Here is a 17815-nt window from a genome sequence, read left to right as displayed (position 1 = left end):
ATGTGAATGACAACATTAAGTTGTAAGGTGATTTCAATTGAATCTATCACTGATACGGTCTATCGCGTTCGCTTATTACCAGAAGGTCAATTTTCCTTTCGTGCCGGTCAATATTTAATGGTCATTATGGATGAGCGTGATAAGCGCCCATTTTCCTTGGCCTCAATTCCTTCAGAAAAAAAACTCATTGAGCTTCATATTGGTGCGTCAGAGTTTAATCTGTATGCCATGGCGGTGATGGAGCGTATTTTTGCGCAAAATAGCATTAATATTGATATTCCTCATGGTAAAGCTTGGTTCCGTGAAGGAAGTAAAAAACCAATAATTCTTATTGCTGGCGGAACCGGATTTTCTTATACCCGCGCAATTTTATATGCTGCATTGGAGGAAAATCCCGACAGAGATATTACCTTCTATTGGGGAGGACGAAGGTTAGAACACCTATATGATTTAGGTGAATTGCAGGCTCTTTCAGAGCAATATCGCAACATAAAAATTATTCCTGTTGTTGAACAACCTGAAGCAGATTGGCGAGGACGGACAGGTACGGTTTTGAGTGCGGTGCTGGATGACTTTGGTTCTCTTACCAAGTACGAAATTTACATTGCTGGGCGTTTTGAAATGGCGAAAATTGCGAGAGAACGTTTTTGTAGTGAAAGAGGCGTTAGCCCTGAGTATCTTTATGGCGATGCGTTCGAATTTATCTAAATGAAATCACAAAATAAAAAAAACCGCCCTTCTGGGCGGGAAAATAGCAACAACATACAATAAAGCGTAGACTAGTTATTTAATTCGCTCAACAAGTGTAGCGATGCCTTGTCCAAAGCCAATACACATAGTGGCTAAACCAAACTGAGCATCTTTCCGTTCCATAACATTTAATAAAGAAGTGATGATCCGCGCACCAGAACATCCTAACGGGTGACCTAAAGCAATTGCTCCACCATGCAGGTTAACTTTTTCTTCCATCTTATCGATAAGGCGTAAATCTTTTAAACAAGCCAAAGCTTGGGCAGCAAAAGCTTCATTAATTTCAAAAACATCTATATCTTGCAGCGTTAACTTAGCACGTTTTAATGCCATTGTAGTTGCCGGGACAGGCCCATAGCCCATAATGGCAGGGTCGCAACCAATAACAGACATGGATCGGATTTTAGCTCTTATCCTTAATTCTCGTGTTTTAGCATATTTTTCACTGGTAACGAGTATGGCGGATGCACCATCCGATAATGCTGAGGAATTTCCTGCTGTGATTGAGCCTGAGACAGGATCAAAGACCGGTGGTAAAGCCGTTAGGCTAGCTAAACTTGCATCAAATCTAATCACTTCATCTTGATTGATGGCAACCAGATTACCGTCAATATCATGGCCCACAGTTGCTACAATTTCATCATTAAACCATCCCTGTTTAGTTGCTTCAGTTGCTCTTTGATGAGAACGTAAGGCGAATTCATCTTGTTCAACACGACTGATTTGGCACTGTCTGGCGAGCATCTCAGCGGTTAATCCCATTGAAGCCGAAGCGGTAGAAACATGAAGCGCTATTTTACTATTGAGATCGATACCATGAGTCATAGGAACATGTCCCATATGTTCAACACCACCCACAAGCGCAACATTTGCATCACCTGACATAATAAAGCGAGCGGCATCATGTAATGCTTGCATGGATGAACCGCACAGCCGATTAACCGTTACTGCGGGTACTGTATGGGGAATATCCGTTAATAGCGCCGCATTGCGAGCAATATTAAATCCTTGTTCTAAAGTTTGTTGTACACATCCCCAAATAATATCGTCAATTTCATTTTTATTCAGGGCAGGATTACGGCTTAATAATTGTGTCATTAAATGGGCAGATAGCTCTTCTGCTCTGACCTGGCGAAAAGCGCCACCTTTAGAACGTCCCATTGGCGTGCGTATACTATCAATAATTACAATATTTTCCATGATCACGACCTTAAGCCTATTATTTGCTGTTAAAGGTGATTTTTTCTGGTGCAGGATAATAACTCGCGTGTTTTTCTGCTTTGGTTTTTAAACTGGTAGGAATGGTATATAAAGGGCCTAGAGAGGCATATTTTTCAGCCAGTTTGATATAATTTTCGATACCAAGGTTATCAAGATAGCAAATAGCACCGCCTCTAAATGGCGGAAAACCTAAACCGTATACTAGAGCGATATCGGCTTCAGCAGGACTGGCGATAATATGTTCATCTAAGCAACGAACCACTTCATTAATCATCGGTATCATCATGCGCATGATAATATCTTGCTCGGTGAATTGTTTGCTGCTAGCGCCAAATTTGCCTAATAAGTCGTTAATTTTAGGATCGCGTTGTTTCTCTATTTTTCCCTTTTTATCGCTAACGTATTGATAAAAACCAACACCATTCTTCTGGCCATAACGTTGATGATTGAATAGAACAGAAATGGCATCTTGATCAATTTTTGTCATACGTGCTGGAAAACTTTCGGCCATAACTTGTTGAGCATGTTGCACAGTATCAATACCAATAACATCTATCAAATAAGCAGGCCCCATCGGCCAGCCAAATTGCCTTTCCATGATCTTATCGATTTGATAAAAATCAGCGCCATCTTGTAAGAGTAAATTAAAGCCAGAAAAATAAGGGAACAGCACCCGATTAACAAAAAAACCTGGACAATCGTTGACGATAATAGCCGTTTTACCCATTTTATTGGCATAGGCAGTTATCGTATCGATAGTTTTCGCGCTAGTTTTTTCGCCTTTAATAATTTCCACTAATGGCATGCGATGAACTGGATTGAAAAAATGCATGCCGCAGAAATTTTCTGGCCGCTGTAAAACACTAGCTAATTTTGTGATTGGGATAGTTGAAGTATTCCAGGCTAATAGGGCATGTTCATTTAATAATTTTTCTGTTTCCGCTAAAACGACTGTTTTAACCTTTGGATCCTCAACTACAGCCTCAACAATAACTTGCGCATTTTCAATTCCGGCGTAATTGAGTGTTGGAGTAATTGAAGATAATATCTTCGCCATTTCGAGCGCTGATATTTGCTTACGTTCAAACTGATTATTTAGCAATTTAGCGGCTTCATTCATGCCTAACTGAAGAGATTTTTCACTAATATCTTTCATTATGATAGGTACACCTTTACGTGCTGATTGATAAGCGATGCCGCCACCCATAATGCCTGCGCCAATAACAGCGGTTTTTATGGGAGTTTCAATTGATTGACTTCTCTGTTTAGCTAAATTTTTAACATATTGATCATTAAGAAAAACTCTAATTAAGGCATGAGCTTCAGGGGATTGAGTCAATGGAATGAAAGCTTCAGTTTCGAATAATAACGCTTCTTTACGCCCACAATTGGCTGCTTTTTTGATAGTTTCTAACGCTGTCAATGGTGCAGGATAATGTGAACCTGCCGCTTTCATGACTAAACCTTTTGCGACATCAAAACTCATGGTTTGTTCTATTTTATTCAGTTTTAACGGTTGGGTTTTAGGTTGACGTACTTGCCGCCAATCTAATTTGTTTGCAATGGCATTTTCTAGTAGTAAGAGTGCTGAATTCAGTAACTGTTCTTTGGCAACAATCGCATCAATCAGGCCATTTTTTAAAGCGGTTATGGCATCAATATCTTTTCCTGTGGTGATCATCTGTAAGGCGTTATCTAAACCGATTAAACGTGGTAGGCGTACTGAACCGCCAAATCCAGGCATAATTCCCAGTTTAACTTCCGGTAAACCAATTTTAAGATCGGGTGCGGCGATACGGTAATCTGTTGTTAATGCACACTCACAGCCTCCCCCTAAAGCATAACCACTTATTGCAGTTACTGTTGGAATGGGTAGATCTTCGATACAATTAAAGATACTGTTAGCAAAATTAAGCCATTGCTGAAGTTGTGACTTTGGTGCATTAAATAGCGAGAGAAATTGTTTAATATCTGCCCCAACAATAAAAGCGGATTTTTGTGAAATCAGAATAAGCCCTTTTAATTGGCTCAAGGTATTTTTGTTTTCCAGAGAATCAATGGCTTGATTTAACGAGTTAATGGTTTCTATATCAAATTTATTAATGGCATTTGGTGAATTAAATATCAGTTTTGCGATACCGGGTTTTATCCAATCAACCTGAATAGTATTACTTTGATAGAGCATACTGTTCTCCTATGATTTCCGTCTGGTACGACCAGGTGTTGGCAGTGTGATTTTTTTGTTAAGAAAATGCAAATTAAGTATAAGAAATATGCTAGCCTGATCACAACAAATTATCTGGGCTATTAAAAACCGCATTAATACTTACTTATTTGTTTTTATTAATAAAAATGAGACACTTTAATTGGGAAATAGCATTCATTAAATTAATGATAATATTTAATGTAGTATTTTGCTGGATATTAGAGATAAAAAATAACAGGTGAACTAAAAATGGAAAATCTTGCTAGTCAATATCAAGAACATATTAAAATATTACAGCAACGTACACAGAATGTATTGAAAAATAATAAATTGAATGCCTTACTTATTCATTCTGGAGAGCCGCAAGGCATTTTTCTTGATGACTACCATTATCCTTTTAGAGCTAATCCACATTTCAAAGCCTGGCTACCTATTACTCAAGTTGCCCATTGTTGGTTATTGGTTGATGGCGTGAGTAAGCCTAAATTATGGTTTTATTCGCCAATTGATTATTGGCATAGTATTGAGCCTTTACCTGACAACTTTTGGGTAAAGGAGTTTGAGTTGTTTCATTTAAAAGAAGCTAATGAAATTAAAAAATGGTTATTTCAATTAAATAAAAAACATATTGGTTATATTGGTGAATCTATTGTTCGAGCTAAAGAATTAGGCATTTTAGCGACTAATATTAATTGTAAACCGGTAGTAGATTATTTTCATTTTCATCGTGCTTATAAGACAAACTATGAATTAAGTTGCTTACAGCAAGCGCAGAAAATGGCAATAGCAGGTCATCATGCTGCGGCAGGCTTTTTATCAGGGAGCGAGTGAATTTGATATTAATGTTAGTTACTTGCAGGCAACGGGTCAGCGAGATATCGACGTTCCATACAGTAATATTATTGCCCTCAATGAAAATTGTTCAGTACTCCACTACACTAAATTGAAATATCAACCACCAAAAAAAATGTATAGTTTTTTAATTGATGCAGGTTCTGAATATCACGGTTATGCCGCAGATATTACGCGTACCTATGCAGCTAGAAATAATAATGAATTTGCTAATCTGATTAACGACTTGGATAGTAAACAACAAATATTGATTGATACAATTAAATCGGGGATTCGCTATACTGAATATCATCAACGGATGCATCAACATATTGCATCTTTACTGCTAGATCATGGCATTATTTGCAATATCAGTGAAGAAGCAATGATAAAAGAGGGGCTTACAACTCCCTTTTTCCCACATGGCTTAGGTCATCTTTTGGGATTACAAGTTCATGATGTTGGTGGCTTTATGCAGGATGAAACAGGAGCTTCTTTGGCTGCACCTGAATGTTATCCTTTCTTGCGTTGTACGCGGATTTTACAACCTGGTATGGTATTAACGATTGAACCTGGTCTCTACTTTATAGAGACACTGCTAGCGCCTTGGCGCGAAGGCTCGTTTAGTAAATATTTTAACTGGCATAAAATTGCGTCCCTTATGCCCAATGGTGTTATTCGTATTGAAGATAATATCATCATATATGAAAATAAAGTTGAAAATATGACGCGTAATTTACATTTAAAATAATGAATGCCTATTTAATACCTGCAGAGTCGGTTGTGGTTACCGAAGAGATTAAAAAAAGTCGTTTTATTACTTACTTGGAACATACTGATGGAGTTGTTGAAGCGAAAAATTTTATCCAAATTATCAAGCATAAATATCCAGATGCCCGACATCATTGTTGGGCCTATGTCGCCGGTAGACCTGATGATTGTCAACAGTTAGGTTTTTCTGATGATGGCGAGCCAACAGGAACGGCAGGTAAGCCAATGATCACCCAGTTGTTAGCTAGCCATATTGGAGAAATTACCGTGGTTGTGGTTCGTTATTTTGGTGGTATCAAATTGGGAACTGGAGGATTGGTTAGAGCTTATGGTAATAGTGTTCAACAAGCGTTGGGACTTTTAAATACACAGCAAAAAGTGTTACAAAAATATTATTTTATATATTGTGAATATACGCATATAAAAATGGTTGAGCAATTAATACAACAATCATCGGGGCAGATCCTTGTGCGGGAATATAGTGAAAATGTGATATTAGAAATTTCCCTGCCTGCCAATGCTGAACAAAAGTTTGCTGATAAATTACGTAATTTGAGTAGAGGCGCATTAAATTTAATCCCTAAATCTTAATGTTATAACTAGATTCTCAAGGAACCATTCATGCATTTTCGAGCAATAACCCGAATTGTTGGGCTACTTGTTATCTTATTTTCTGTCACTATGATCATTCCAGGCATAGTGGCATTGATTTATCGAGATGGAGCAGGACGTGCCTTTAGCCAGACCTTTATCGCGGCGTTGATTATAGGTTTGCTACTATGGATACCAAACAGAAATAATCGACATGATTTAAAGCCTAAAGAAGGTTTTCTGATCGTCGCCCTTTTTTGGACTGTGTTAGGCAGTGTTGGGGCATTACCTTTTATCTTTGCTGATCGGCCCCATCTTTCGGTTACCGATGCTTTTTTTGAATCTTTTTCCGGTTTAACAACAACTGGGGCAACCACATTGGTTGGGTTAGATGCTTTACCTAAAGCAATACTCTTTTATCGACAAATGCTACAGTGGTTAGGTGGCATGGGGATCATTGTTTTAGCGGTAGCCATATTGCCTTTATTAGGCGTAGGAGGAATGCAGCTTTATCGGGCAGAAATGCCTGGGCCACTTAAAGACAATAAAATGCGTCCAAGGATTGCGGAAACAGCAAAGACACTTTGGTTAATCTATGTTTTGCTCACGATAGTATGCGCGATAGCATTATGGGGTGCAGGCATGGACGTCTTTGATGCTATCTCTCATAGTTTTTCTACTGTTGCTATTGGTGGATTTTCTACTCATGACCAAAGTATTGGCTACTTTAATAGCCCTGCTATTAATACCATTATTGCTATTTTTTTACTGATTTCTGGCTGTAATTTTGGTCTTCATTTCGCCGTTTTATCCGGCCGTAGTTTGACAATTTACTGGCGTGATCCCGAATTTAGAGTATTTATCGGTTTTCAATTAGTATTGATTGTCATATGTACATTAGTACTTCTATATCATTCCGTTTACGACTCACTATTTCAAACATTTGATCAAGCCTTTTTTCAAGTTGTTTCTGTGGCAACAACAGCGGGTTTTAGTACTGATGGGTTTGCAAATTGGCCACTTTCACTACCGATATTGTTACTTTGTGCTGCTTTTGTCGGCGGATGTGCAGGCTCAACCGGAGGTGGATTAAAAGTTATTCGAATTTTGTTATTATTCTTACAGGGATCACGAGAGCTAAAACGTTTGGTACATCCAAATGCTGTTTACACGATAAAATTAGGCGCCAGGGCATTACCTGAACGTATTATAGAAGCCGTTTGGGGTTTCTTTTCTGCTTATGCATTGGTTTTTCTTATAAGTTTATTATTGTTAATCGCTACCGGCGTAGATGAGTTTTCTGCTTTTGCCTCAATTGCAGCAACACTCAATAATTTAGGGCCAGGATTAGGCTCGGTAGCTGAAAATTTTACCACTATGAATCCAACGGGAAAATGGATCCTAATTGTTACTATGCTATTTGGCCGATTGGAAGTTTTCACTTTACTGGTTCTTTTCACACCAACCTTTTGGCGAGAATAATTTTTTATATAATTTTATAGGTAACTCATGAGCTATTTGCTACTTTATTCTGGTGAAAATGGTCAGACTAAAAAGATAATACTTAAAATTACTGAATATTCACGTAAAGAGGGTAAGCAATGTGATGTCAGAGATTTAAATATGGATAAAAATTTTAATCTTTCTGTTTATCAAAAAGTATTAGTTGGTGCCTCAATACGTTATGGTCATTTTAATTCTGCGGTGTTAAATTTTGCGCAAAATCACCAAAAAGAGTTAAATTCCATGCCAAGTGCATTTTTTGGCGTTAATTTAACGGCCAGAAAAAAGGGCAAAGATACACCTGAAACAAATGTTTATGTACGTAAATTTTTAGCTAAAACTCCGTGGCAACCGACTATTACTAATGTGTTTGCTGGCGCGCTACGTTATCCCCAATATAACTGGTTTGATCGTATGATGATCCAATTTATTATGAAAATAACGGGCGGAGAAACGAATACAAATAACGAAATTGAATATACTGATTGGCAAAAAGTTGAATATTTTGCACGTGAATTTAATGCGCTTAAATAAAAATTTTATTTAAAAATGGCTATTTCCTCTCATTTTTGTCGAAAAAAAGAGCAAACAGCTAAAGTTTACAAATTATTGCTTGCCTGCCGCGTAAAACTCCCTATAATGCGCCCCCACTGAGTCAGGATAGAACGAATCAATTAAAGAGGATTTTATCAACTTAGGGTAAAGAAAAGTAGAAATAACTACTTGACTTTACAGGTGAAAAGCGTAATATACGCCACCTCGCGACCTGGGTCGCACGCTCTTTAACAATTAATCAGACAATCTGTGTGGGCACTCGCAAGACATCATCAAAAACTATTTGAAGATTAAGTCTTGAAGAGTGACAAAACAGTTAATTCATATATGAACTAATAAGCAGTAACGTGATTTTGGGCCACAGCGAAGGCGTTAAAACGTCGACAAAGTGGCAAAAAGAAGCGTTACGGCCAGTAAAACATTCTTTGAGCATCAAACTTTTAATTGAAGAGTTTGATCATGGCTCAGATTGAACGCTGGCGGCAGGCCTAACACATGCAAGTCGAGCGGCAGCGGAGAAAGCTTGCTTTCTTGCCGGCGAGCGGCGGACGGGTGAGTAAGGTATGGGGATCTGGCCGAAGGCGGGGATAACCACTGGAAACGGTGGCTAATACCGCATAATCTCTAAGGAGCAAAGTGGGGACCATTAGGCCTCACACCTTCGGATGAACCCATATGAGATTAGCTAGTAGGTGGGGTAAAGGCTCACCTAGGCGACGATCTCTAGCTGGTCTGAGAGGATGATCAGCCACACTGGGACTGAGACACGGCCCAGACTCCTACGGGAGGCAGCAGTGGGAATATTGCACAATGGGCGCAAGCCTGATGCAGCCATGCCGCGTGTATGAAGAAGGCCTTCGGGTTGTAAAGTACTTTCAGTCGTGAGGAAGGTGTTAAGGTTAATATTCTTAGCAATTGACGTTAGCGACAGAAGAAGCACCGGCTAACTCCGTGCCAGCAGCCGCGGTAATACGGAGGGTGCGAGCGTTAATCGGAATTACTGGGCGTAAAGGGCACGCAGGCGGTTAATTAAGTTGGATGTGAAATCCCCGGGCTTAACCTGGGAATGGCATTCAAGACTGGTTAGCTAGAGTCTTGTAGAGGGGTAGAATTCCATGTGTAGCGGTGAAATGCGTAGAGATGTGGAGGAATACCGGTGGCGAAGGCGGCCCCCTGGACAGAGACTGACGCTCATGTGCGAAAGCGTGGGGAGCAAACAGGATTAGATACCCTGGTAGTCCACGCTGTAAACGATGTCGATTTGGAGGTTGTGGTCATGAACTGTGGCCTCCGGAGCTAACGCGTTAAATCGACCGCCTGGGGAGTACGGCCGCAAGGTTAAAACTCAAATGAATTGACGGGGGCCCGCACAAGCGGTGGAGCATGTGGTTTAATTCGATGCAACGCGAAGAACCTTACCTACTCTTGACATCCAGCGAAGCCTTTAGAGATAGAGGCGTGCCTTCGGGAGCGCTGAGACAGGTGCTGCATGGCTGTCGTCAGCTCGTGTTGTGAAATGTTGGGTTAAGTCCCGCAACGAGCGCAACCCTTATCCTTTGTTGCCAGCGATACGGTCGGGAACTCAAAGGAGACTGCCGGTGATAAACCGGAGGAAGGTGGGGATGACGTCAAGTCATCATGGCCCTTACGAGTAGGGCTACACACGTGCTACAATGGCGTATACAGAGAGAGGCGAGCCTGCGAGGGGAAGCGGAACTCAGAAAGTACGTCGAAGTCCGGATTGGAGTCTGCAACTCGACTCCATGAAGTCGGAATCGCTAGTAATCGCGGATCAGCATGTCGCGGTGAATACGTTCCCGGGCCTTGTACACACCGCCCGTCACACCATGGGAGTGGGTTGCAAAAGAAGTAGGTAGCTTAACCTTCGGGATGGCGCTTACCACTTTGTGATTCATGACTGGGGTGAAGTCGTAACAAGGTAACCGTAGGGGAACCTGCGGTTGGATCACCTCCTTACCGAGATAGATGGAATGTGAGTGTTCACACAGATTGTCTGATGAAGATTGAGCAGAAGGTATCATTAGGCTTGTAGCTCAGGTGGTTAGAGCGCACCCCTGATAAGGGTGAGGTCGGTGGTTCAAGTCCACTCAGGCCTACCAACATTGCTGTCGGATTTTGCCCAAAGGTGAAGTTAGCGGTAAGGAGTAATGATACGAGAATCTTAATGGGGCTATAGCTCAGCTGGGAGAGCGCCTGCTTTGCACGCAGGAGGTCAGCGGTTCGATCCCGCTTAGCTCCACCATATTGCAAGATAAAACTAGATAAAAGGTTATTCAGAGCAGGCTGGCAACAGTATGCTGCGAATAATAATGCTCTTTAACAATCTGGAACAAGCTAAAAATTGAAACACACATTATTGAGAAAATAATGTGGAGAACTCTCAATACTCCAACGTGAAGTGTCATCACAGTCAGGAAGGCAGGCGTTATGAGCGAGCAGTCAGGAATTCGAGGCGGCCAGCGCGCAGCAAGCGCAGCGTACAAAAGTACGTGAGCATTGCGAGCACTACCCAACAAAGAATTACTGTACGCGCAGCCATAACCTATCAGAATGATAGTGAAATAAAGACACCTTCGGGTTGTGAGGTTAAGCGAATGAAGCGTACACGGTGGATGCCTAGGCAGTCAGAGGCGATGAAGGACGTGCTAATCTGCGAAAAGCGTCGGTAAGCTGATATGAAGCGTTATAGCCGGCGATGTCCGAATGGGGAAACCCAGTGCATTAATGCACTATCGTTTGATGAATACATAGTCAAACGAGGCGAACCGGGGGAACTGAAACATCTCAGTACCCCGAGGAAAAGAAATCAACCGAGATTCCCCCAGTAGCGGCGAGCGAACGGGGAGCAGCCCAGAGTCAGCATCGATATTAGCATCAGGAGAAGGGTCTGGAAAGGCGCGCAATAAAGGGTGATAGCCCCGTATCCGAAGATGTTAGTATGGTGAGCTCGAAGAGTAGGGCGGGACACGTGTTATCCTGTCTGAATATGGGGACCATCCTCCAAGGCTAAATACTCCTGACTGACCGATAGTGAACCAGTACCGTGAGGGAAAGGCGAAAAGAACCCCGGCGAGGGAGTGAAAAGAACCTGAAACCGTGTACGTACAAGCAGTGGGAGCCCCATCACTCAAGTGCCTCGGCAGTTGGGTGATGGCATACCATCACAATAACAGCGCAGGCTTTGCCAACAAGGTTGTTCGGTTTTTTCAAGCCGCAGCGCAGTGTACCTAAAAGTACACGAGCAGCGGAAGTTAAAAAAGCGGACAAGATTGGCCGCAAAGACAAGCGGGACATTTGAGGATGGGGTGACTGCGTACCTTTTGTATAATGGGTCAGCGACTTATATTCTGTAGCAAGGTTAACCGCATAGGGGAGCCGTAGGGAAACCGAGTCTTAACTGGGCGTCAAGTTGCAGGGTATAGACCCGAAACCCGGTGATCTAGCCATGGGCAGGTTGAAGGTTGGGTAACACTAACTGGAGGACCGAACCGACTAATGTTGAAAAATTAGCGGATGACTTGTGGCTGGGGGTGAAAGGCCAATCAAACCGGGAGATAGCTGGTTCTCCCCGAAAGCTATTTAGGTAGCGCCTCGTGAACTCATCTTCGGGGGTAGAGCACTGTTTCGGCTAGGGGGTCATCCCGACTTACCAACCCGATGCAAACTCCGAATACCGAAGAATGTAATCACGGGAGACACACGGCGGGTGCTAACGTCCGTCGTGAAGAGGGAAACAACCCAGACCGCCAGCTAAGGTCCCAAAGTCATGGTTAAGTGGGAAACGAAGTGGGAAGGCTTAGACAGCCAGGATGTTGGCTTAGAAGCAGCCATCATTTAAAGAAAGCGTAATAGCTCACTGGTCGAGTCGGCCTGCGCGGAAGATGTAACGGGGCTAAACCATGCACCGAAGCTGCGGCAGCGACAGCAATGTTGTTGGGTAGGGGAGCGTTCTGTAAGCCGTCGAAGGTGGACTGAGAGGTCTGCTGGAGGTATCAGAAGTGCGAATGCTGACATAAGTAACGATAAAGCGGGTGAAAAACCCGCTCGCCGAAAGACCAAGGGTTCCTGTCCAACGTTAATCGGGGCAGGGTAAGTCGACCCCTAAGGCGAGGCTGAAAAGCGTAGTCGATGGGAAACGGGTTAATATTCCCGTACTAAGGGTGACTGCGAAGGGGGGACGGAGAAGGCTAGGCTATCCGGGCGACGGTTGTCCCGGTTTAAGCGTGTAGGTGGGTTATGCCGGCAAATCCGCATGACCAAGACACTGAGGCGTGATGACGAGCCACTAAGGTGGTGAAGTAGTTGATGCCCGGCTTCCAGGAAAAGCCTCTAAGCGATAGGTAACCATTAATCGTACCCCAAACCGACACAGGTGGTTAGGTAGAGAATACTCAGGCGCTTGAGAGAACTCGGGTGAAGGAACTAGGCAAAATGGTGCCGTAACTTCGGGAGAAGGCACGCTGGCGTTAGGTGAAGTGGTTCGCCCATGGAGCTGAAGCCAGTCGCAGATACCAGCTGGCTGCAACTGTTTATTAAAAACACAGCACTGTGCAAACACGAAAGTGGACGTATACGGTGTGACGCCTGCCCGGTGCTGGAAGGTTAATTGATGGGGTAAGCCGTAAGGCGAAGCTCTTGATCGAAGCCCCAGTAAACGGCGGCCGTAACTATAACGGTCCTAAGGTAGCGAAATTCCTTGTCGGGTAAGTTCCGACCTGCACGAATGGCGTAATGATGGCCAGGCTGTCTCCACCCGAGACTCAGTGAAATTGAACTCGCTGTGAAGATGCAGTGTACCCGCGGCAAGACGGAAAGACCCCGTGAACCTTTACTATAGCTTGACACTGAACATTGAGCCTTGATGTGTAGGATAGGTGGGAGGCTTTGAAGTGTGGACGCCAGTTCGCATGGAGCCGACGTTGAAATACCACCCTTTAATGTTTGATGTTCTAACTTGGGCCCGTAATCCGGGCTGAGGACAGTGTCTGGTGGGTAGTTTGACTGGGGCGGTCTCCTCCCAAAGAGTAACGGAGGAGCACGAAGGTTGGCTAATCACGGTCGGACATCGTGAGGTTAGTGCAAAGGCATAAGCCAGCTTGACTGCGAGCGTGACGGCGCGAGCAGGTACGAAAGTAGGTCTTAGTGATCCGGTGGTTCTGAATGGAAGGGCCATCGCTCAACGGATAAAAGGTACTCCGGGGATAACAGGCTGATACCGCCCAAGAGTTCATATCGACGGCGGTGTTTGGCACCTCGATGTCGGCTCATCACATCCTGGGGCTGAAGTAGGTCCCAAGGGTATGGCTGTTCGCCATTTAAAGTGGTACGCGAGCTGGGTTTAGAACGTCGTGAGACAGTTCGGTCCCTATCTGTCGTGGGCGAAGGAAGATTGAGGGGGGCTGCTCCTAGTACGAGAGGACCGGAGTGGACGCACCACTGGTGTACAGGTTGTCATGCCAATGGCATCGCCTGGTAGCTAAGTGCGGAAGAGATAACCGCTGAAAGCATCTAAGCGGGAAACTTGCCTCAAGATGAGTCTTCCCTGACAGTAATGTCCTATAAGGGGTGTTCGAGACGAGGACGTAGATAGGCTGGGTGTGTAAGCGTAGCGATACGTTGAGCTAACCAGTACTAATGACCCGAGAGGCTTAACCTGACAACACCGAAGGTGTTTTGAGAAGAGAGAAGAGATTTTAGCTTGTTCAGAGATTGGTGCCTGTAAGCGGTTACGGCGCTAGAAGTCAACGGGCGAGATGGCCTGCGCATAGCGAGAGGCAGCCGAGATGAGCGCCCGAGGCAGTAGCGTAACGAAACAGGATAGCGAAAAAAGAATTTGTCTGGCGGTAATAGCGCGGTGGTGCCACCTGATCCCATGCCGAACTCAGAAGTGAAATGCCGTAGCGCCGATGGTAGTGTGGGGTCTCCCCATGTGAGAGTAGGGAGCTGCCAGACGTTAATTATGTTTAAAAAGCCACCTAAGGGTGGCTTTTTTTATCTGAAAAATAGCTATATTCAATATAAAATTTGCATAACAGTTTTAATACTGATGCAATTTCTTTATCGATAATACAAGTGATATTTATATTAATTTTAATACTTACATTAATACATAATTAATTATATAAATTATCTTATGGTATATTTATTTGATATTAGAAATATTATTATTCTATTTTTTTAACAAAATTGAGTGCCTAAACATTTATCTATTGAATATTTGATATAAGATTAAATAACCTCAATAAAAGGATAATGATTAAGGTAAACATATGTTAGCTGAACCTATGCTAAGTATTGTTGTTGCTATATTTAATGGCGAACCATTTTTACCAAAATTTTTTAATTGTCTGGAACAACAAAAATTAGAAAATTGGGAGCTTATTTTAGTCAATGATGGTTCAACGGATAATAGTGCTTTACTATTAGAGGAATGTAGAGAACGATTCCCAAATACTAAGATTTTACATCAGGAAAATCGCGGGGTATCTGTCGCACGAAATATAGGAATGAATATGGCGACAGGTAAATATATAGCCTTTCCGGATATTGATGATGTCATTCATGAAGGTATGTATAACCGTTTATTAACATTGACAAAGTTGGGTAATTTAGATGTGGCGATGTGTAATGGTACTTATGTTTATATGGATGGCTCACCCTCTAAATTAATTTTTCCTTTAAAGAAAGTTCCATCGACAGGCATAATTTCAGGAATTGAATGGTTACAAAAAGGTTTAAGCTCAGGTAAATTTTTACACGTTACTTGGCTGAATATTTATAAGTTAAGTTTTATTCGTGAACATCAGTATCAGTTTGAACCGCAACTTCATCATCAAGATATCCCTTGGACAACAGAAATATTACTTAATGCAAAACGCGTTCAGTTTATCAATGAATCTTATTATGATTATTTTATTCATAGTAAATCAGTATCTCATTCATTATGTGGCGATGCTTTACGCGTGCGTAAGGTTAATACTTATTTAAAAATTATTGATATGCTAATGGATATTTACAAAAAATATCCTAATGCGGTAAATCAAACACCCGCTTATTGGTGGCAGATTGGTAAGGAAGGTTTTGGGGTTGTGTTGTCTATTCAAGCAATTGAATCGCCAAAAATTAAATACGAGATGGTTAAGCGCTTTTTTGACGAAGGATATTGGCAAATTACTTGGCAAAATGCGACAACCTTAAAATTAAAATGGCGCCTGAGTCGGCGTTATTTAAAGCTAAAATCGTTACTTAAATACAAATCGTAATGATATGCAAATAGAGATTGTGGTAATGAGAAAATAGCATTCCCCTTATTATTATATTGAGAATAAGCTGGTGATATTGTTATTAAACTTATACCAGAGTTTAGAATTCTTAGATTGACAAATGTGATGGGTTTAATGGATCAAATGTTTTTTTACTTTATAATTAAATATTCTATGGATATTAAATAAATTTCCCAAGTAATGGATAATGTTTGCCACTGTTTGTTTAAACAAGCAGTGGCAATTTTTTGTATCAGCATTAAAAGAAAATTGATATTATTTTTATTAAAATAAAAAATAACATTTTCTAGTAAATAATTTAAATTAAGCGATAAAATGGCTGTAAATGCTAATATAGAAGAGTCAATATTAATATAATGAGTTATAGACAAATAGCATGGATAATTAATGTTAACATTACTTGAATTATTATCATCTGTGGCTTTGTTGGTATGGGGCACATATATTGTCCGAACCGGTATTATGCGGCTTTTCGGTACCGATTTACGCCGAATATTAGGCCAAAGTATCGGAAAAAAATCGCGCGCATTTTTAGCGGGTATGGCGGTTACTGCTTTAGTGCAAAGTAGTAATGCGACGGCACTATTGGTTATTTCATTTGTAACGCAAGGTTTAATTTCTATCACGCCAGCTATGGTTATTATGTTGGGTGCAGATGTTGGTACCGCCATAATGGCCCGGGTGTTAACTTTTGATTTGGCATGGTTATCACCCTTGTTAATTTTGTTTGGTGTTATTACTTTTCTTAGTCAGAAAAAAAATCGGGTTGGTCAATTAGGGCGAGCTGCCATAGGATTAGGACTCATTTTATTAGCTTTACAGCTTATTGTTAGTTCAGCAACGCCGATTACCCATGCATCCGCTATCCAAGCAATTTTTACTTCTTTAAGAGGTGATATTATCTTAGCACTATTCGTTGGTGCTATATTTGCTATGCTCACTTATTCTAGTTTGGCGGCGGTTTTATTAACAGCCACATTAAGCGTGGCAGGACTCGTTCCGCTTTATATTAGCCTAGCGATTGTTATTGGCTCAAATATCGGTAGTGGTTTCTTAGCTATGATAAGCAGTAGTCGGCAAAGCGGATCAGCACGACAGGTGGCTTTAGGCAGTTTGTTGTTCAAACTCATCGGTGCAATAGTGGTTTTACCCTGGATTACACAAATAGCCGCTTGGCTAGAACATTATAATTTTAATCCGTCTGAAGTCGTGATCTATTTTCATGTGTTTTATAATTTACTGCGTTGCTTAGTTATGCTGCCCTTTGTTGAATTCATGTCACGTTTATGTCAACGTCTTATCCCTATTTCGCCTGTAGAGGTTGAGATTTTTGCACCCCGCTATTTAGACAAGGCGGCGTTGGAAACACCTTCATTAGCCATTGCTAATGCGGTAAGAGAAACATTACGCATGGGGGATATCGTTGAGCAAATGGTTCAACGTTTGGCTGAAGTTTTAAATGGCAATAAAATTCAGCGGCGTTATATTACGCATCTGGAAGAAGAGATCGATATGCTCCATAGTAGTATTAAACTTTATTTGGCTCAAATTCAGCAAAATGAATTAGGAGAAGCCGATTCTCGTCGCTGGGCAGAGATTATTGATACTGCTCTGAATTTACAGCAATCAGCCACCATCATCAATCGTATGGCAACTGACGTGGTCAAAAAAATATTTGGCAAACAAAACTTTTTCTCGCCTGAAGGAACTAAAGAGCTAAATACGCTTATGGAACGGTTACAGAATAATTTAAGTTTAGCAATGTCGGTATTTGTCTCTGGAGACATAGATAATGCGCGTCGATTACGAAGAGCTAAACATCGATTCCGGTTATTAAATCAACGTTATGCTTATGCACATGTTGAGCGCTTACATAAACGAAATATGCAAAGTTTAGATACCAGTAACCTACATGTTAGTTTACTTGGTGATATGAAACGATTGAATTCGCTTTTTTGTGCGATTGCCTATCATGTACTAGACGGTGTAAGCGAAAGTCGAGCCGAACAAATTAATCTGGAAAACGATAAAAATATATAATTAATTATTTAAATATTAATTTGAAGCCAATGAATGCCAATAA

General features: G+C 41.6%; 8 protein-coding genes, 2 tRNA genes, 3 rRNA genes and 1 pseudogene. 12 read left to right on the top strand and 2 right to left on the bottom strand.

The window, feature by feature from the left end; all coding sequences use genetic code 11:
* Positions 1 to 6: 6 nt before the first annotated feature.
* Positions 7 to 708, top strand: coding sequence for an NAD(P)H-flavin reductase (fre, locus tag LDL57_RS13190; RefSeq protein WP_180559522.1), 702 nt, complete (start codon positions 7 to 9; stop codon positions 706 to 708).
* A gap of 75 nt (positions 709 to 783) precedes the next feature.
* Here the strand turns inward: fre and fadA are convergent, their stop codons facing one another.
* Both fadA and fadB read right to left on the bottom strand, forming a co-directional pair.
* Positions 784 to 1950: an acetyl-CoA C-acyltransferase FadA gene (fadA, locus tag LDL57_RS13185; protein WP_180559523.1), complete on the bottom strand. Its 1167-nt coding sequence runs from the start codon at positions 1948 to 1950 to the stop codon at positions 784 to 786.
* A gap of 19 nt (positions 1951 to 1969) precedes the next feature.
* Entirely contained in the window at positions 1970 to 4156 is a 2187-nt protein-coding gene (fadB, locus tag LDL57_RS13180) for a fatty acid oxidation complex subunit alpha FadB (RefSeq protein WP_225505907.1), read from the bottom strand.
* A 270-nt stretch (positions 4157 to 4426) separates the two neighbouring features.
* Between fadB and pepQ the strand changes: the two are divergent.
* The 11 genes and pseudogenes from pepQ (at position 4427) to LDL57_RS13125 (ending at position 17772) form a co-directional block, all read left to right on the top strand.
* Positions 4427 to 5759, top strand: a pseudogene (gene pepQ, locus LDL57_RS13175) (Xaa-Pro dipeptidase).
* Entirely contained in the window at positions 5759 to 6370 is a 612-nt protein-coding gene (locus LDL57_RS13170) for an IMPACT family protein (protein WP_225505905.1), read from the top strand. Before pepQ ends, LDL57_RS13170 begins: the two are co-directional and overlap by 1 nt.
* Before the next feature lie 30 nt (positions 6371 to 6400).
* Positions 6401 to 7852: a Trk system potassium transporter TrkH gene (gene trkH, locus LDL57_RS13165; RefSeq protein ID WP_180559526.1), complete on the top strand. Its 1452-nt coding sequence runs from the start codon at positions 6401 to 6403 to the stop codon at positions 7850 to 7852.
* Between the two features lie 27 nt (positions 7853 to 7879).
* Positions 7880 to 8407 carry a menaquinone-dependent protoporphyrinogen IX dehydrogenase gene (gene hemG, locus LDL57_RS13160; protein WP_180559527.1) on the top strand — a complete coding sequence of 176 codons (528 nt, stop codon included), beginning with the start codon at positions 7880 to 7882 and terminating at the stop codon, positions 8405 to 8407.
* 462 nt (positions 8408 to 8869) lie between these two features.
* A 16S ribosomal RNA gene (locus LDL57_RS13155) occupies positions 8870 to 10405 on the top strand.
* Between the two features lie 66 nt (positions 10406 to 10471).
* Positions 10472 to 10548: transfer RNA gene (locus tag LDL57_RS13150), tRNA-Ile, on the top strand.
* Positions 10549 to 10615: 67 nt separating this feature from the next.
* Positions 10616 to 10691: transfer RNA gene (locus LDL57_RS13145), tRNA-Ala, on the top strand.
* 342 nt (positions 10692 to 11033) lie between these two features.
* Positions 11034 to 14105: ribosomal RNA gene (locus LDL57_RS13140) — 23S ribosomal RNA — on the top strand.
* 180 nt (positions 14106 to 14285) lie between these two features.
* Positions 14286 to 14401, top strand: a 5S ribosomal RNA gene (rrf, locus tag LDL57_RS13135).
* Together the 16S, 23S and 5S rRNA genes with 2 tRNA genes alongside form the textbook arrangement of a ribosomal RNA operon.
* A gap of 317 nt (positions 14402 to 14718) precedes the next feature.
* Positions 14719 to 15711 carry a glycosyltransferase gene (locus tag LDL57_RS13130; protein WP_180559580.1) on the top strand — a complete coding sequence of 331 codons (993 nt, stop codon included), beginning with the start codon at positions 14719 to 14721 and terminating at the stop codon, positions 15709 to 15711.
* 408 nt (positions 15712 to 16119) lie between these two features.
* On the top strand, positions 16120 to 17772 hold the full coding sequence (locus tag LDL57_RS13125) for a Na/Pi cotransporter family protein (RefSeq protein ID WP_180559581.1): 1653 nt from the start codon (positions 16120 to 16122) through the stop codon (positions 17770 to 17772).
* The last annotated feature ends 43 nt before the right edge of the window (positions 17773 to 17815 follow it).

The organism is Arsenophonus apicola (assembly GCF_020268605.1).
Taxonomy (GTDB): Bacteria; Pseudomonadota; Gammaproteobacteria; order Enterobacterales; family Enterobacteriaceae; genus Arsenophonus; species Arsenophonus apicola.
This window is presented reverse-complemented; position numbering and strand designations above follow the sequence as displayed.

Excerpts from the sequence above, each read along its gene's own strand:
- fre (WP_180559522.1), top strand. The coding sequence starts at position 7 with ATGACAACATTAAGTTGTAAGGTGATTTCAATTGAATCTATCACTGAT.
- hemG (WP_180559527.1), top strand. The coding sequence starts at position 7,880 with ATGAGCTATTTGCTACTTTATTCTGGTGAAAATGGTCAGACTAAAAAG.
- LDL57_RS13125 (WP_180559581.1), top strand. The coding sequence starts at position 16,120 with ATGTTAACATTACTTGAATTATTATCATCTGTGGCTTTGTTGGTATGG.
- fadA (WP_180559523.1), bottom strand. The coding sequence starts at position 1,950 with ATGGAAAATATTGTAATTATTGATAGTATACGCACGCCAATGGGACGT.
- fadB (WP_225505907.1), bottom strand. The coding sequence starts at position 4,156 with ATGCTCTATCAAAGTAATACTATTCAGGTTGATTGGATAAAACCCGGT.
- LDL57_RS13170 (WP_225505905.1), top strand. The coding sequence starts at position 5,759 with ATGAATGCCTATTTAATACCTGCAGAGTCGGTTGTGGTTACCGAAGAG.
- LDL57_RS13130 (WP_180559580.1), top strand. The coding sequence starts at position 14,719 with ATGTTAGCTGAACCTATGCTAAGTATTGTTGTTGCTATATTTAATGGC.
- trkH (WP_180559526.1), top strand. The coding sequence starts at position 6,401 with ATGCATTTTCGAGCAATAACCCGAATTGTTGGGCTACTTGTTATCTTA.